Annotated in this window: 15 protein-coding genes; 11 read left to right on the top strand and 4 right to left on the bottom strand. The window is 37.9% G+C overall.

The genetic code is table 11. From position 1 onward, the window contains the following. Positions 1–70 precede the first annotated feature (70 nt). The 3 genes from JET18_RS06565 (at position 71) to JET18_RS06575 (ending at position 2,705) form a co-directional block, all read left to right on the top strand. On the top strand, positions 71–988 hold the full coding sequence (locus JET18_RS06565; RefSeq protein WP_202089820.1) for a tetratricopeptide repeat protein: 918 nt from the start codon (positions 71–73) through the stop codon (positions 986–988). A gap of 189 nt (positions 989–1,177) precedes the next feature. Then, a complete protein-coding gene (locus JET18_RS06570) occupies positions 1,178–1,633 on the top strand; it encodes a hypothetical protein (RefSeq protein WP_202089821.1) in 456 nt (151 codons plus the stop codon). A 340-nt stretch (positions 1,634–1,973) separates the two neighbouring features. After that, the gene (locus tag JET18_RS06575) at positions 1,974–2,705 is read left to right on the top strand and encodes a TonB-dependent receptor plug domain-containing protein (protein WP_202089822.1); all 732 of its coding nucleotides are present in this window, start codon (positions 1,974–1,976) and stop codon (positions 2,703–2,705) included. Between the two features lie 59 nt (positions 2,706–2,764). Here JET18_RS06575 and tpx read toward each other — a convergent pair whose 3' ends face one another. Then, entirely contained in the window at positions 2,765–3,322 is a 558-nt protein-coding gene (gene tpx, locus JET18_RS06580) for a thiol peroxidase (protein ID WP_228728493.1), read from the bottom strand. Positions 3,323–3,497: 175 nt separating this feature from the next. Between tpx and JET18_RS06585 the strand changes: the two genes are divergently transcribed. The 6 genes from JET18_RS06585 (at position 3,498) to JET18_RS06610 (ending at position 10,663) form a co-directional block, all read left to right on the top strand. Beyond that, a complete protein-coding gene (locus tag JET18_RS06585; RefSeq protein WP_202089823.1) occupies positions 3,498–5,126 on the top strand; it encodes an NADP-dependent glyceraldehyde-3-phosphate dehydrogenase in 1,629 nt (542 codons plus the stop codon). A 151-nt stretch (positions 5,127–5,277) separates the two neighbouring features. Continuing rightward, complete coding sequence (locus tag JET18_RS06590) at positions 5,278–5,787, top strand: RNA polymerase sigma factor (RefSeq protein WP_202089824.1); 510 nt, start codon at positions 5,278–5,280, stop codon at positions 5,785–5,787. 12 nt (positions 5,788–5,799) lie between these two features. Then, entirely contained in the window at positions 5,800–6,615 is an 816-nt protein-coding gene (locus JET18_RS06595; RefSeq protein WP_202089825.1) for a hypothetical protein, read from the top strand. Positions 6,616–7,447: 832 nt separating this feature from the next. Then, the gene (locus tag JET18_RS06600) at positions 7,448–9,439 is read left to right on the top strand and encodes a M4 family metallopeptidase (protein ID WP_202089826.1); all 1,992 of its coding nucleotides are present in this window, start codon (positions 7,448–7,450) and stop codon (positions 9,437–9,439) included. Between the two features lie 115 nt (positions 9,440–9,554). Next, positions 9,555–10,055, top strand: coding sequence for an RNA polymerase sigma factor (locus JET18_RS06605; RefSeq protein WP_202089827.1), 501 nt, complete (start codon positions 9,555–9,557; stop codon positions 10,053–10,055). Positions 10,056–10,072: 17 nt separating this feature from the next. Beyond that, positions 10,073–10,663 carry a hypothetical protein gene (locus JET18_RS06610; RefSeq protein ID WP_202089828.1) on the top strand — a complete coding sequence of 197 codons (591 nt, stop codon included), beginning with the start codon at positions 10,073–10,075 and terminating at the stop codon, positions 10,661–10,663. Positions 10,664–10,705: 42 nt separating this feature from the next. Here the strand turns inward: JET18_RS06610 and JET18_RS06615 are convergent, their stop codons facing one another. Next, positions 10,706–12,238 (bottom strand): S41 family peptidase, encoded by a 1,533-nt coding sequence (locus tag JET18_RS06615; RefSeq protein ID WP_202089829.1) that lies wholly within the window; start codon positions 12,236–12,238, stop codon positions 10,706–10,708. A gap of 164 nt (positions 12,239–12,402) precedes the next feature. On the opposite strand from JET18_RS06615, the gene JET18_RS06620 reads away from it, so the two are divergent. Then, positions 12,403–13,497, top strand: coding sequence for an MBL fold metallo-hydrolase (locus JET18_RS06620; protein ID WP_202089830.1), 1,095 nt, complete (start codon positions 12,403–12,405; stop codon positions 13,495–13,497). Position 13,498: 1 nt separating this feature from the next. Here the strand turns inward: JET18_RS06620 and JET18_RS06625 are convergent, their stop codons facing one another. Next, complete coding sequence (locus JET18_RS06625; protein ID WP_202089831.1) at positions 13,499–13,786, bottom strand: GNAT family N-acetyltransferase; 288 nt, start codon at positions 13,784–13,786, stop codon at positions 13,499–13,501. Positions 13,787–14,317: 531 nt separating this feature from the next. Then, positions 14,318–15,601, bottom strand: a complete 1,284-nt coding sequence (locus tag JET18_RS06630; protein ID WP_202089832.1) for a hemolysin family protein — start codon at positions 15,599–15,601, stop codon at positions 14,318–14,320. A 150-nt stretch (positions 15,602–15,751) separates the two neighbouring features. Between JET18_RS06630 and JET18_RS06635 the strand changes: the two genes are divergently transcribed. Continuing rightward, the gene (locus JET18_RS06635) at positions 15,752–16,171 is read left to right on the top strand and encodes a hypothetical protein (RefSeq protein ID WP_202089833.1); all 420 of its coding nucleotides are present in this window, start codon (positions 15,752–15,754) and stop codon (positions 16,169–16,171) included. The last annotated feature ends 176 nt before the right edge of the window (positions 16,172–16,347 follow it).

Raw genomic sequence — 16,347 nt, forward strand, 5'->3', positions numbered from 1 at the left:
CAAAGTTTTTTTATTTTTAGCATGATAACCAATCACTAATTTTTTAATAAAAAAATTCAGATAACTGCCTATGAGAAAGCTCTTTTTAAGTTTAATGTTTTGCTCTTTGTTTTCAACTCCGGCGTTGGCCTGTTTAAACGGAGAGACCAGAAAACTCAAAGATGGAACTGAAATTTATACGGATTTTAAAGGGTTTATTCCCAGAGGTCACAGTTTTAACAATCCAGAAGGTCTGGAAAAAACTTTAGAAGGTCTGGAAAAAGAGTATAAAAGAACGAAGGATCTGGATTATTTGTCGGATAAAGGCTATATCCTGATTATTCTTAAAAAATATAAAGAAGCGATAGAACTGTATAAAAGGATTGAATCTATTGAACCGGGCAGGTACTCTACGGCTTCCAATATGGGGACTGCATACGAACTTGCTGGTAACAATGTTGAGGCTTTGAAATGGATCGGAAAGTCTATCGAAATCAATCCCGGATCCCACTTCAGTTCCGAGTGGATCCATGCCAATATTTTGAAAGCAAAAATTAAAGGAAGTGAAAATTATACCTCAGAATCTTTAATTCAGACGGATTTCGGAAACAAAAAAAATCCTGAAACGGATTTAACTAAAGAGGAATTGTATAAGCTTCGAAAATCTCTTTTTTATCAGTTAAATGAACGGATCTCTTTTGTAGGGCCTGAAGACAAAATTGTTGCTCAGCTATTATTTGATTTGGGAAATGTGGCTTTTTTAATGAAATTTAAGGACGAAGCCTACATGGATTATGAAAAGGCAAAAGATTATGGTTTTAAAGATCCCATCGTACAACAAAGAATGATTTCTCTGTCATCAATGACAAACAGCAAAGAAGCCCTATACAGTCCGGTTGATGAATCCACGGAAGAGATCATGAAAATCGCGTTGTCCGTATTTTCGCTGCTTTTCTCTGCTGTGATTGTTTTTATTTTCAGAAAGAAGATATTCCTAATGCTTAAATAGGTTGGGGGCGGGCTATCCTTGTCAAGGTTTAAAACCTTGACAAGGATAAGGAAAGCTGTAGTTTTGAATTTGGTCCTGAACGACGCTCTTCGCCAGCGGCAGATTTTCTGGTAAAATTAAAAATGCTGGATCTTGTTCCGAACTCAGATTAAATAGAGTCCGGATAAAAAATCTTAGTTTATAAAATATATGAAGTTTTTTAAAGCAAACGAATCCAGCGGCTCGCTTCAGCTACTCAACGAAAAGGAAGAGCGGATGGGAGAACTTTTATTTGGATTTATTGGTGGTCTCAATGACAGAATAAAAATTGGGGATGAAGTATATGCCATTAAAGGCACTGGATTTTTGTGGATGGGCACGAATATTTTTGATGCATACGGAAGATTGGTTTTAAAAATTGATGCTTCAAAAAGCAGGATATTTTATTATGGAGAAACTACTGAAATATATACCTATCAATATAAAGGGTGGCTATCTAAGACACTGAATTTATACAACTGGGAAGATCAGTTATTGGTAAGCCTTCATCACAAACAAAAGTTTTTGAAAACTATCTATACTGTAGAAATTGATGAAGATTTTAATAATAGTATAATTATTTTGAGCTTTTTAAGTTTCTATCATACATGGTTATCCAGTGGGTGAAATACAAGAAGATCGAAAATTTTCAGCAGAGACGATGATGAGATTGCTTCGTCGCTTCGCTCCTCGCAATGACGGCGGTACTCAATTTTATCGGAGATAAAATCTTTGCGCCTTACAACGTGTTTTTGTCATAAAATTTGCGTCTTTGCGTTGTTCCAACTAGAAAACTGTTTTCTGCTTTGTTGGGTGATCGCAAGGCAAGGTTTATAAGCTCTGTGAAGATTAAAGGCGAAAGAAAATCAAAAATTTTCATCAAGGCTGAAATGTTCCAACATAAGTATTTCAAGATAACCTTTCCAACCTTTCCTATCATTCCCGCATCTCTATATAAAAAGAGACTATGAAAATCACCATACCAAAACCATGTCACGAAAATTGGGAAGCCATGACACCCGAAGAAAAAGGAAGATTCTGTTCCGTTTGCTCCAAAACCGTACGGGATTTTACCGTTGCTTCGGATCGGGAAATAATAGAAGCTTTTTCTGATCCTTCGGAGGATATTTGCGGAAACTTTTATAAATCTCAGCTGAACAGAAATCTGCAGTATTCTTATCTCAATTCATTATTTACAAAGTTTGCGGTCGGTTTTATATTGACAACAGGAGGGTTTGTTTCCGTAAATGCTCAGCAAAATACGGTCAAGGATACTTTAAAGACAGAAGAGATAAGAGAAATTGTATTTCATGGATTTAATAAGCAGAAAGACCAAAAATTGTTGGGAGCTGTTTCAATAATTCCAGCAAATGCTTTAAACAACACTAAAGAAGGCGACACAAAAGAAATCCAGCCGAAAGTGCAGGGATTAATTATTAATCAGATGCAGGAGAATCGTCAGGACAGAACACCGATTAGGATCGGAGGTGCACATGCTACCATGAGAGACGATCAGAAGCCTTTGGTTGTGGTGAATAAAAAAATAATCAGTTTTAAGGACCTTCAGGAAATAGATCCGAATATTATAAAAACGATGAATGTTCTGAAAGGTGCTTCTGCCACTGCAGTTTACGGCTCACAGGCCCAAAATGGTGTTATTGTCATCACCACAAAAAAGAAAGGAAAGCTGAAAAAGTAATGAGCTTCGGCGATCGAAGATCGCCGAAGCTCATTTTAAGTTATTCCAAAAGCAAAAGCTTATTTTTTCACAGCTGCAATCGCCGCTTCATAATTCGGTTCCTGCGAAATATCAGCAACCTGTTCTTCATAAATGATTTTTCCGGAAGGATCGATCACCACCACAGCTCTGCTTAATAGACCTTTCATCACAGAATCCGTGATTTCCACGCCATACGTTTTTCCGAAATCTGAACGGAAATCTGAAAGCATCACTACATTTTTGATTCCCTCAGCACCACAAAATCTTTTCTGGGCAAAAGGAAGATCCTTAGAGATACAAAGAACAACCGTATTGGGAATACTCGCTGCGTCTTCATTGAAATGATGAACAGAAGCTGAACAAACTCCTGTATCTACACTTGGAAAAATGTTCAGGATCATGTATTTTCCTTTGTAAGAATCAAGCGTCTGATCCTTCATCGTAACGTCTGTAAGCGTAAACTTTGGTGCTGCTTTATTCACTGCCGGCAGTTTGGCGTAAGTATGGACCGGTTTTCCTCCCATCAATACGGTATTTTGACCGAAAGCCAATGCAGAGAAAAGAAACAACGCGCTGTAAATTAATTTTGATAGCATGAATTTTATTTTCAGTAAAATTATTCATTTTTTCAGTACCTGACATTAATTTTAATTCAAACACCCGCCAAATAGAGCAAATCTATCAACCGTCTGTTTTTAAAACCAATTTTAACGGCTACCTTTATTCTGTTTAATTTTAGAATGACACTCAATTATCAAAAAATAAAAATTTATGGATTCAGTCAATAAACCGTTATTTCAGGATATTTTTAAAAGTGAAAACGAAATTCCGGAAGAATTTAAAGTGCAGGAGATTCATCAGAAAGTATATCTTCTCAATGGAAAACTGGTAGAATGGAAAGGGGAGGTTCAGGAGATTTATTCGCCGGTCTGCATTCCTACAGAAAACGGTCTCGAAAGAAAACTGCTCGGAAGTATCCCGAATATCAGCCCTAAAGAAGCGATGGAAGTTCTTGAAGCTTCGGTTAAAGCCTACGATAATGGTCTCGGAGAATGGCCGACTATGTCTGTAGAAGGGCGCATTCAATGTATGCAGAAATTTGTTTATCTGATGATCCAGCAGCGTGATCTTGTGATTAAACTGCTCATGTGGGAGATCGGGAAAACCCTCGCTGATTCTACCAAAGAATTCGACAGGACTGTAGATTATATCAACCAGACCATTGATGCTCTGAAAGATCTCGACAGGGAATCGTCCCGTTTCCAGGAAGCCGAGGGAACTATTGCACAGATCAGAAGAGCGCCGCTGGGCGTTGTGTTGAGTATGGGACCGTTTAATTATCCTTTAAATGAGATTTTCACCACATTGATTCCCGCACTGATCATGGGAAATACCATTTTGTTTAAACTTCCAAAGCATGGTGTTCTGGCTCATTATCCATTACTGAATGCTTTTAAAGAAGCCTTCCCGAAAGGAACTGTCAACACGCTTTACGGCAAAGGTTCAGAAATCATTACTCCCATTATGGAAAGTGGAAAAGTTAATGTTCTGGCCTTTATCGGATCCAGCAAAGTGGCCAACGGACTGAAGAAACTTCATCCTAAAGTAAACCGTCTCCGCGCTATTCTGAGTCTTGATGCTAAAAATGCAGCCATCGTAACCAAAAATGCAGATCTGAATGTAGCCGTGAGCGAATGTATTTTGGGAGCATTGTCATTCAACGGGCAGCGCTGTACTGCATTGAAACTTATCTTTGTTCAGAAAGAAATTGCTGAAGAATTTACCCAAAAATTAAGTGCTGCTGTTTCTGCATTGAAACCCGGACTTCCGTGGGAAAAAGATGTAAAAGTGACACCGCTTCCAGAAGTTAATAAACCACCGTATCTGAAAGAATGTATTGATGATGCTTTGGCGAAAGGTGCGAAAGTTTTAAATGAAAACGGAGGATTTACAGAAGAATCTTTTGTGTTTCCAGCTGTAGTCTTTCCGGTTAACAGTGATATGAAACTGTATCACGAAGAACAGTTTGGGCCGGTAATTCCGGTGGTTCCGTTTGAAGAAATCGAAGAGCCTATCGATTATCAGGTGAATGCATCGCATGGAATGCAGGTGAGTATTTTCAGCGAAGATCCTCAGGAGGTTTCCAGGCTGATCGATCCGTTTGTGAATCTGGTAAGCCGTGTGAATATCAACTGCCAGGCACAGCGTGGTCCGGATGTTTTTCCGTTCACCGGAAGAAAAGACAGTGCGGAAGGAACGCTTTCTGTTTTTGATGCCCTTCGTTCATTCTCCATCAGATCTCTGGTAGCGGCAAAAATTACAGATTCGAATAAAAAATTATTAAATACAATTGTGAGAGATCACGATTCGAATTTTCTAAGTACAGATTACCTTTTTTAAGTACTTAACTTTACTTAACATAAAATAATAATCCTCAATAAATTTCTTTATTTTTTGAGGATTTTGTATTTTGACAACCGTGGAGTTTTTAGTTTTATGTTAAAAAAGTAGTACTTTAGCAAATTGCTGCTGTTCTTGTAGAGTTTAGAGCATGTCTTTAATGGAAAAAGAATTTTTAGAGAAGATTGAAAAACATAAAGGTGTTATTTTCAAAATCTCTAAAATGTATATGGACGATCGGGATGATCAAAATGATCTTTATCAGGAGATCATTTACCAGGCCTGGAAATCATATGGCGATTTCCAGAGAAGAAGTGACTTCTCAACTTGGCTCTACCGGACAGCCCTGAATACAGCAATTGTATTTCTGCGGAGTGAAAAAAAACGTAGTTTTATTCAGAATCAGGGAATAGAGAATCTTGTGGTTCCCCTTGAATCCTACAATGATGCAGATGACAGAAATATGAAGCTGATGTACGAAGCCATCCATCAGCTCAGCCCTATAGACAAGGCGCTTATTTTTTTCTTTTTGGAAGATTTTCCCGGCAGGGAAATTGCTCGTCAGTTAGGAATCACCGAGGTCAATGCCCGGGTAAAAATGAACCGGGCCAAAATAAAATTGAAGGAGATCATCGAAAAGCAAAAGAATAACAGGACTTAAAAACAAAAACAAATGGAGTTAGAAAATTTTAAAGAACTTTGGGATAAGGACAACAGGCAGGATCTGCCCGAAATCTCTATGGAAAAGCAGGGTGAAATTCATTCCCCGCTGCAGATGCTGAAGATCAATATGCAGACAGAATTCTGGCTGATGGTCGTCACACTGCCGATGCTTCTGATTGGCTTTCCTTCCGCTTCCGGAAACAGCAATATTGTAATCATTTCAGCTTTTGTCGTCATCCTGACGCTGGCTTTTATTGTTTATTTTTATTCCCGCTTTCTTAAGCTGTATAAAATGCTTTCTAAAAGCAGTATCAATACCAATTATGACCTGTTTAACCTTAAAACACAACTATTAATATCGAAAGAAATCTACATTTCCTATTATATTTCCTACATTCCGCTGGCTTTTCTGCTGTCCCTCATTGAAATCAACTTTCATTTTGAAATGAAGTATAATGTTGCCATTTTTGCCATCAGTTTTTTCATTACGCTGATGCTGGTTTGGTTTATCATAAAATACTGGATTTATTATATGTATGGCCGCTATATAGAAGATGTTGTGGGTCTTGTGGATGAACTGAACGGGCTTGAAGCAAAGCCAAAAAGAGGAAAACAGAATGCATGGTTTATCCGTTCTCAAAAATTTTTCATGAACAGGTTCGGCCTGAAGGGGAATGTCATCAATACAGTGATATGGTTTGTTTCAGTGTACATTTTCATCATTGTCTTTTTGACTCTGGTTCTCCTGCTTTTCATCATCATCGGTGCGAAACTTAAATTTATAGATATTCAGGTTCTGATAGAAGCTTTGGACAGGTTAAACTGATTATTTTGAGAATTTGCAATTCTTATTTCAACATAGATTTAAATTAAACTGAGTTCGGGATAGGGCATTTTCGTTGGTATAATAGGGTAAGGAAGTTTGAAGCCGGAAGAGGGAAGTTATTGAAGTCCAATGGCAGAAATACACCGCGGTTTTATTAATTTTTTGAATCCGCTTCAACCAATTTAAAGGCAGCTGTTTAATATATTATCCAATAGTAACTTCCAGCCTCTCTCTTCCAGCTTCCAGCCCTTTAATCTTAACTTCTTACCCCGAACCCAGATTAAATTAAAAGATACAATCCGGAAGAAAATTTCTTCCGGATTTTTTAAATATGAAAAAAATAAACAGTCTTAAATGACGTGCTGAACGGGATATGGCAGAATTGAATGTGGGTTTTATATAAATTTTTCTCCAAATGGTGTAACATTTTTGATTTTTTGCTACTAACTAGTAGAGACATACAAAGTTAGTGAGCGATTTGAGCTTATGATAATTCAAATTTTTAACTGACTGTTCATTTACAGATAAACTATTGAATGATGGTTTATCAATTAAAATTATTCGTACGAAGACCCTGTTTGTGATGAACAGTGGTTGGGGAAGAACTTAAAAAAACACACAATGAGACCTGGCAGGAAATTATTTCTGTTGGTTTTTTTTATTCCGGGAGTTTATCATTTTATCGTCCTTAAATATTTTGCCGATTTGTTGGTGAAAACCAGTTGAATGTTAACATAATATATTAAATATTGTTTTTAATTATGTTTTTGTTAAAACTGATGTAACATTATTGTATTTTTTCTACTAACTGTGAGAAATAAAAAAATATAATATGAAAAGAATAACTATTTTAGCCCGCGTTCTGGTTTTTGCTTTAGCGGTTGGAATTACGCCTGCCAGCGTAATGCAGGCCCAAAACAAAGGGAGATCTGAAATTTCAGTGAAAGAACTGCCGAAAATTGCTGTTTCTTCCGTTCTGGGTAATTTCAGTGCAGATTTTAGCGGACAGAATGTTTCAGCAGATTTCCTTTTTAACCATTTAGGTGAATGGTTAGGGACTGGGACCGACCATTCATTCAAGCTTCTGAAGCAGAACAAGGATGAATTGGGAATTAAACATTTCGTTTATGAGCACTATTATAAAGGGGTAAAAGTAATGGATGATATGGTTCTGGTGCACGAAAAAAACGGAAAAGTAACGTATGTAAATGGTGAGATTGTCTCAGATATTAATCTTTCTCCAAAGCAGCAGCCTACTTCCGGCAGAATAAAATCTATTATCCTGGCTGATCTCAATGCAAAGGGGAAGGTGACCATTTCCAATATTGAAGAAGTTATTACAAAAGTAAATAACGGAAGAAAGGCGGCAATGTATCACACTTCTAAGGTAGAAGCTTTATCCATGAAGCCTTTAAAAGCTTATACTTACTATATAGATAACGTTTCAGGAGCAGTGGTAAAGAAAAACTCAAGAGTTCATGATGTTGATACCCCTTCTACTAGCTCAACGTACTATAAAGGTAATCAGTCCATTACTGTAGATTCTTACAATGGGCAGTTCCGTTTGAAAGATAATGAAAGAAATATCCATACCATGAACGGGACTACACTGGATGTAGATACCATAAACGGTGGGATTATCAATGTTCAGGAATACATTAATCCTGTGGCAGATTACACGGGTGCAGATACAAAACCACCAGTGGAAGTTCATTGGGGAATGAAAAATGCCTATGATTATTATATAGCCCGTCACAACAGAAACAGCTACGATGGAAACGGTGCCAAAATAGATAACTATTACAATTTTGATTTTGGAGGACTTACCGGAGGAGCCAATGCTGCTGCGCTTGATACTCCTTTATACGGAGGAATTGTATGTATGCTTTATGGAAACGGGAAAATATTGGGCGGCTTGTTTACCCTGATGAATCCTGTAGTCGGGATAGATGTGGCAGGACACGAATACTCACACCTGATCATTGGAAGAAATGGTTTGGGAGGATTAAATTATGAATCAGAATCAGGAGCCATTAACGAATCTATTGCAGATATGCTGGGAACAGCTATTGAATTTTATTCAGGAAGCAGCCCGAACTGGACTATTGGTGAAGGAATTCCAACAGCCTCATTCCTGAATCCAAATCCAAGCCCGCATATGAGAAGCATGTCCGATCCGAATAATGCCAACCCGGGACCGCAGCCTGACACTTACAATGGGACAAACTGGGCAAGTACCGCGAATCCTACCGCAGATAATGATCACGGGGGCGTACACACCAACAGCGGAGTAGGGAATTACTGGTTTTATCTTCTGTCGCAGGGAGGTTCCGGAACCAATGACATCGGAAATCCTTTTAATGTAACAGGAATTACCATTGAAAAGGCAGAAAAAATCATTTACAGAGCCTTAACCAATTATATGACCCCGAACACAACCTATATGGATGCCTATAATTTTACAAAACAGGCTGTTACAGATTTGTATGGAGCATCAAGCAATGAACAGCAGCAAAATGTAAAAGCATGGTATGCGGTAGGAATTGGAAACGGTGTACTGGCAACTAACGAAACTGTACGCACACAGAATGAATTCAATGTGTATCCAAATCCGGTGAAAGACGGCGTATTCACAATAGAAAATAATAAAGATAATACGTCTGTGGAGCTTTATGATGTTTCCGGAAGATTGGTTAAAGGAGCTCAGAAACTAAATAAAGGAACCCACAAGATCAACATTCCTGGTGTGAAAAAAGGGGTTTATCTTTTAAAAATAACATCTGAAGACAATTCTGTTTCGTCCAGAAAAATTATTGTTGACTAGGTTTTTCAAAGTTAAATTGCAGTCCGGCAGAAATTATTCTGCCGGATTTTTTTATTTTTAAAAATCTCTGTAACAAATTTTTACATTTAAAACTAACTGTATAGAGCCCCAAACTATGAAATCAGCAGAGCAGGAATTTTTAGACAAAATGGAAAAGCATAAAGGAATCATTTTCAAGATTTCAAAAATGTACATGTCCGAAAAAGACGACCGCGATGATCTTTTTCAGGAAATCACCTATCAGATCTGGAAAGCTTATCCCAACTTCAGAGGACAGAGTGAGTTTTCAACCTGGCTGTACAGAATAGCCCTCAACACCGCCATTATTTTTCTGAAAACCGAGAAAAGAAGAAGTTTTATTTCTAATGAGGATTTTTCCGAAATGAAAGTCATTCAGGATGAATATGATGAAGAAAAGGAAGAAAAACTGGCCAGGATGTATAAGGCCGTCCAGCAGCTGGATTCCCTTGACAAAGCGTTTATTTTTTATTATCTGGAAGATTTTTCAGGAAAAGAAATTGCAGATCAGATGGGAATTTCCGAAGGCAATGCAAGGGTAAAAATGAACCGGGCCAAAAATAAACTGAAAGATATCTTAAACTCAAATAAATCATAATTTTTAAATCAATAGCAATGAATATAGATGAATTAAAAAATGTCTGGAACGAAGATGTTTCCGAACAAACCCCTGAAATAAGTATTGAACATACAAATAAGATCAATCTGCCCTTAGAAAAGATCCGAAAGAATATGCGTCTGGAATTTTGGTCTGTGATCGGGATCTTTATTTTTTCATTCGCTGTATGTGCATTCTGCCAGCCCTTTAAACTTCAGTTTTATATTACCATGCTGGTGGCCTCCATGCTTTTCGTAACGATCTTTTTTTACAGTAAATTTTTCAGGCTTTATAATGACATAAGCAATCCGATGCTTAATACCTATGATGCTTTAAAAGATCTGAAAATACAGTTTGACCTCAATAAACAGTATTACTTTTCATATTATCTGAGCTTTGTTCCTTTTATTGTCTGTGAAATGATTATCGTCATAGAATTTATTCCCTGGCCGGAACCGATAAGTGATGCAAAGATTGCCGTGATTCTGATCAGTGCCGTTGTCATAGGTCTTTTTGTACTCTATCTGAGTGGAAAGTTCTGGTTTTACCGTTATTATGGGAGACACTTTGTACACATCGAAAACTTACTGAAAGAATTAAAGAAATAAGAAGAGTTTCGGCGGGCTGAAAGCCCGCCGAAACCTTATAAACTATTGATGTGCCTGTTCTCTGGCAATCTCTTTTTTTACCCAATCCAGCTGCGGATCCTTTCTGTTGATAATATCCTGCATCGTTTCTTTGATGGTCACATCCGGTGCAACTCCTTTTTTCGTATTCAGAAAATCGATGTTGGGCTGTACCAGCAGCAGACCTATCGGAAGATTGATCTTGGAATGAGGCAGTTTCTGGTAAGAATAGAATCCGGCAACGGTTCCGTCATTCGCACCTCCTGTTTCTTCACCTACTAAGGTGGCGCGTTTGTCATATTTCAGTTTGGCTGTAATAATTGAGGAGGCAGAAAAACTTCCGCCGTTGATCAGTACAAAAACTTTTCCCTGAAATGCATTTTTATCAGGCTTTGTCGCTTTGTCGGCTTTCATTTTATAATAGACCTTTCCATCCTTTTTATAAGTGCTGAACGTCTGTGCAAAAACATAAGTAGGATAGGCCAGACTCTTAAAAGCATACTGAAATGCATTGCTTTTTCTGAAATAATTGGTTTTCAGCGGAGTAAGTCTTGATGTAAGCTGTGACGGCTTGATCAGAACGTACGGTTCCGAAGCCAGATAAGAATACAGATTATTGATCTCATGCAGTGATCCGCCGTAATTATTCCGGACGTCTATGACAAGATATTTGGCGCCGGCATTTTTTATTTTGCTGAAAGTTTCCTTGTAAAACTTATCCGAATAGTCTCTTGAAAAACTCTGTACTTTGATATATGCTGTTGTGCTGTCTTTGTCCAGAAATTTAAAATTCCGGTTGTAAGAATTGCTGGAGGCCACATAATCATTGATTTTCTTTTCAACGGTGCGCTTTTCCTGTTCCTTATCCTTTGCAAGGTCTTTTTTAGACTTATCTTCTCTGTATAAAGTATAGGTTTTCTTTTCGCCGTGGTAGAGCGTTTCTATATTTGCTGTATCTGTAAATCCGTTTTCTGCGGTATAGAAATTAAAAAACACATCTTTCAGAAAGTAAGACTGAAAAGTAGTATTATAACCATCGCTGCTGATCAGTTCCCGGTATTTTTTGATATATACAGATACAGGAATATTGTTGATGGATAGAACTTCCGTTCCCGGTTTTATGTTCTCTATCGAATCTTTATTTTCAATAATGAATAACTGGTTATCCTTGATATAATACTCAAAACGGCTGAACATTCCCTTTTTCTGCTCAAGTGTTTTAATTTCTCGCCGCGTAAACTTTTTTCTTGGAATTCTCAGGGAAAGATGTCCTTCGCGGATATCCGCGATGACGGGCTGCAATTTAAAGTAAAACTGAAGCGGAGTCAGGGGCTGATCGATCGTTTGTTTAAGACTGTCAAACTTATGATCGAGCTCCTTTTTGGAAATATACCAGTAAAGCTGGGGATGCATCTGCTGAAGCTTTTGGTAGGCATAATCTATATCCTCCCTAAGCTCATCCGGGCTTACGCACGCAGTTCTCTGCTCATTGTGTCTCCTGATGGAGGTGCATGAGGAAAGAGCTGCTGCCAGCAGTATGATCGAATAATTTTTCAACGTATTTGAATTTTTTTTCAATCGGCTAAGTTAAAAAGTTTAAGATAATTATGATTTAAATAAATGATAAATTATTCAGAAAGCGTTATAAATTAAGTTAAAAATTCACAGCATTTTCATGTCAGATCAAAAGTCAATACCTTTGCTGCTTATTAATAATGCAGATGATATATTTGATTTTAACGGCTCTTTTTTTAGTTGCACTCTATCTTTTCGTGATGAATCTTCCTGCTTTCGGAGCAGCTCCCAAAGGCAAAAGGCTGGAACGGATGAAGCAGTCAAAGCTCTATAAAAACAACAGGTTCCAGAATATCAGCCACACGCCGGCTATTGCGGAAGGCTACAGTACCATAAAAGTTACTTACGATTTCATTTTGGGTAAAAAAAATCCGCTGTTAAAGCCATTAAAAGAAATTCCGGCGGTTCATACAGATCTGAAAAACATTCCGAAAGATAAAGACGTTTTCATCTGGCTTGGTCATTCATCGTATTATTTTCAGACGGATGGTGTTTCCTTTCTCGTAGATCCGGTGCTGAGTTTATACGGTTCGCCCTTTAAATATTTTAACAAAGCATTCAAAGGTTCTGATCTGTTTAAACCCGAAGATATTCCCGACCTGGATTATCTGGTGATCACCCATGATCATTTTGACCATCTGGACTATCCAACTGTAAAATCGATAAGAAATCGAACTGAAATGGCGATTGTGCCTTTAGGAACCGGAGGACACCTCGAAAGATGGGGATATCCGGAAGAAAAACTGATTGAAGAAGAGTGGGGAACAGAAGTGGTTTTGAAAAATAATCTGAAAATTACTTTTACCCCGGCAAGACATTTCTCCGGTAGAAAAATAAAACAGAACGACACGCTGTGGACCTCCTATGTTTTGGAAACACCTACAAAAAAGATATTTTTGGGTGGCGACAGCGGTTATGACTCCCATTTTAAAACAATAGGGGATCAATTCGGACCTTTTGATTATGTGGTTCTGGAAAATGGGCAGTACGACGAGGCATGGCGGTATATTCATGCCCTTCCTCAAGATGTGATCAAGGCTGCGCTCGACCTTAAGGCACATAAAATTATTCCCGTACACTCTTCAAAATTTGCACTCGCTCTTCATCCATGGAATGAACCGCTTCAGAAAGTGACCGATTTAGGAAAGGAAAAAGGACTCTGTATTCTTACCCCGATGATTGGGGAAGAACTGGATATGAACGGTACTGACCATCAGTTCAAAGCCTGGTGGCAGGACTGATTTACGCATGCCAGATATCCTTGTATCTTGCCGGATGGTTTTCAAACTGCTGGCGTACAAAATCACATTCAGGGTCTACCAGAAGATCTTTTTCTTCTGAATACCGCACCAGCTCGTCAAGAAGCATTTTGGCATAGCCATGACCTTCACGTTCCTCAATAATTTTAGTGTAATAAACGATGAGCAGCCTGCCGTCTATTTTTATCGACATATAACCTGCTTTCTGCCCATCAATCAACAACTGCAGTTCATCCTGATAAGGAGATATTTCAAACTTTATATTTTCCATGATATTTAAAATTGATTGAGTTAAAAATCATTTGCTTCATACAATTCATAAAGCAATTTAGTAGTCTGGCGGCATCACAATCCTTGCGGATTTATACTTATCACTTTTAAAATTACAAATTTATCTTATACAAAACATAGGTTTTCCGGAAACTTAGTGAAATTTTTTGTTGAGACTTCAGAGGGCCGATATGAAATTTTTAGGTTGAGGCTGAGATTGAGTTTAGATGTCAATGGTGAATTTTGCTTTGCAAGTGAATGGTGAATTTTAGGTTGTAGGATTAAGAATCAAGAACCAAGATACCCCGTAAATGTTGAGATTTCAGAGGGCAGACATAAAATTTTAGGTTGAGTTTAGATGTCAATGGTGAATTTGCTTTGCAAATGAATGGTGAATTTTAGGTTGTAGGATTAAGAATCAAGAGGCTAGAACCAAGAATCAAAAAACATTAACCAGCAACTGTCAACCAGCAACTAATTCCCCACTCACTCCAAACTCTCCAACCCAAAAACTCTCAAACTCTACAACTCATCACTCCTCGCCATCTTTTCTCGTCACCAGAATCTTATCAATCCTGTTTCCGTCTTTGTCCACGATTTCCAGGGTCAGGTCCTCGATTGATATTTGATCTCCGGTTTGGGGAACAGTATCTTTTCCAAAAATAAAAAGTCCCGAAACACTCACGAAATTTTTTTCAATCTTTTCATCCAGTTCAATCTGAAAATACTTTTTGAAATGATAGAGCGGACATTTGCCTTCAACCAGCCAGGAGTTTTCGTTCCGTCTGATAATGTCTTTTTCACCGCCCGCGCCGTCAGGAATATTCCCTACAAGATCATCCAGAATATCGTTGAGGGTGATAATCCCTTTTGTAGTTCCATATTCATCAATAACAACAGCAAGGTGGACCCTGTTGGTCTTAAAGCTTTCCATTAAAGGATAAATGAATGAATTTTCAGTCACAAAAACAGCTTTCCGGAGATGTTCACGAAGGTTGAAACTTTCATGGTCCAGATCAAAGAGATCCCTCATTTTTACCATCCCGATAATATGATCCAGATTATTCCTGTCTGTTACAGGATAGGTAGAAAATGTACTGTTTTTGAGCTTTTCCTTCACCATTTCGTAACTGTCGTCTGCATCCAGCGAAATAATTTTAGATCGGTGTGTCGCAAGGGAACTTACTCTCCGGTCTCCAAGCTCAAAGGCGTTTCTTAAAACATCATGCTCCTGTTCTTCGATAACTCCGCCTTCTTTTCCTTCTTTAATGATGGATTTAATTTCCTCTTCCGTGATCATTTCCTTCTCATCATCCCTGATTCCGAAAAGTTTCAGAATAGCTTCATTGGTAACGGTCAGGAGCCATACAAACGGGGAAGCGAGAACAGACATCCAGTACATGGGTTTGGCGATGATGATGGCCGTTTTCTCCGGAAATTTAAGCCCAAGTTTTTTAGGAATTAATTCTCCGAAAACAATAGAAAGAAAGGTGATCACAGCTACAATGATGAATGCTGCAATTCCTCTGGCATATTCATTGAAAAATTCAAATTTTGAAATATAGAGGGTAAGATCGGTGGTGAGCCGGTCTCCTGAGAAAATACCGAGGAGAATTCCGATTAAAGTAATGCCTATCTGAACCGTTGAGAGAAATCTGCTGGGATCCTCTGCCAGTTTAAGAGCTGTTTTGGCCCGGGAACTGCCTTTTTTCTTCTCACTTTTAAGCCTGAAAGTTTTGGAAGATACCAAAGCCATTTCAGACATTGAAAATATTCCATTCAGCAAAATAAGCACTATGATGATGATGATCTCCATACGGGAACCTGAATAATACCTATAAATATAGACATTATTCCAAATGTTTTCAGGGGTTTATTTGTTTTTTAACAAAGATTGGGAAGGGGTATTGGCAACTTGGCATTTTAATTGACTATGCAAAAACAGTTTAACCAATAAATGAAAAAGATGAAAAAAATAATGATAGCATTTTTGCTGGCCGGAACTTTCAGCCTAAGCTATGCGCAGTCCGATTATTATAACGATTACAGAAGAAGTATTACAGATATTAACTGGCAGACTGTAGCGGCAGATCTTCTGCTTTCGGTGGCACAGACCAACCAGCTGAACGCGTTAAATGACAGATACCGCGACTACGATTCCTGGAACAGGGTTTACGTAAGCCATCCGGACCGATGGAGAGAAGACCGTTATTATGAAGTAGAAAGGATACTTGGAAGAGAAAAATATACCAAGTTCAAAAAGAAATATTACAAAGGGCAAAACCCGGTCGCTGTTTATAACCGGAACAAAAATAATTATAAAAAAGTGAAAGTAAAGAAAGCCAAAGTCTACAAAATGGATAAGAAAAACGGGCATCATCATTAAATCACATATCAACTATATATTCAATTTTGAGATGGATGGCAATTTTTGCTGTCCATTTTTTATTATTAATCTGAATTTTAGAATACGAAAATTGTAAGGCTGTTGTTGGAAGAGAAAGGTTTAAAAGTTACTCTGAATCCTTGTCAAGATTTTAAATCTTGACAAGGATAACTTCC

The sequence above is a fragment of the Chryseobacterium endalhagicum genome (assembly GCF_016745235.1).
GTDB lineage: Bacteria > Bacteroidota > Bacteroidia > Flavobacteriales > Weeksellaceae > Chryseobacterium > Chryseobacterium endalhagicum.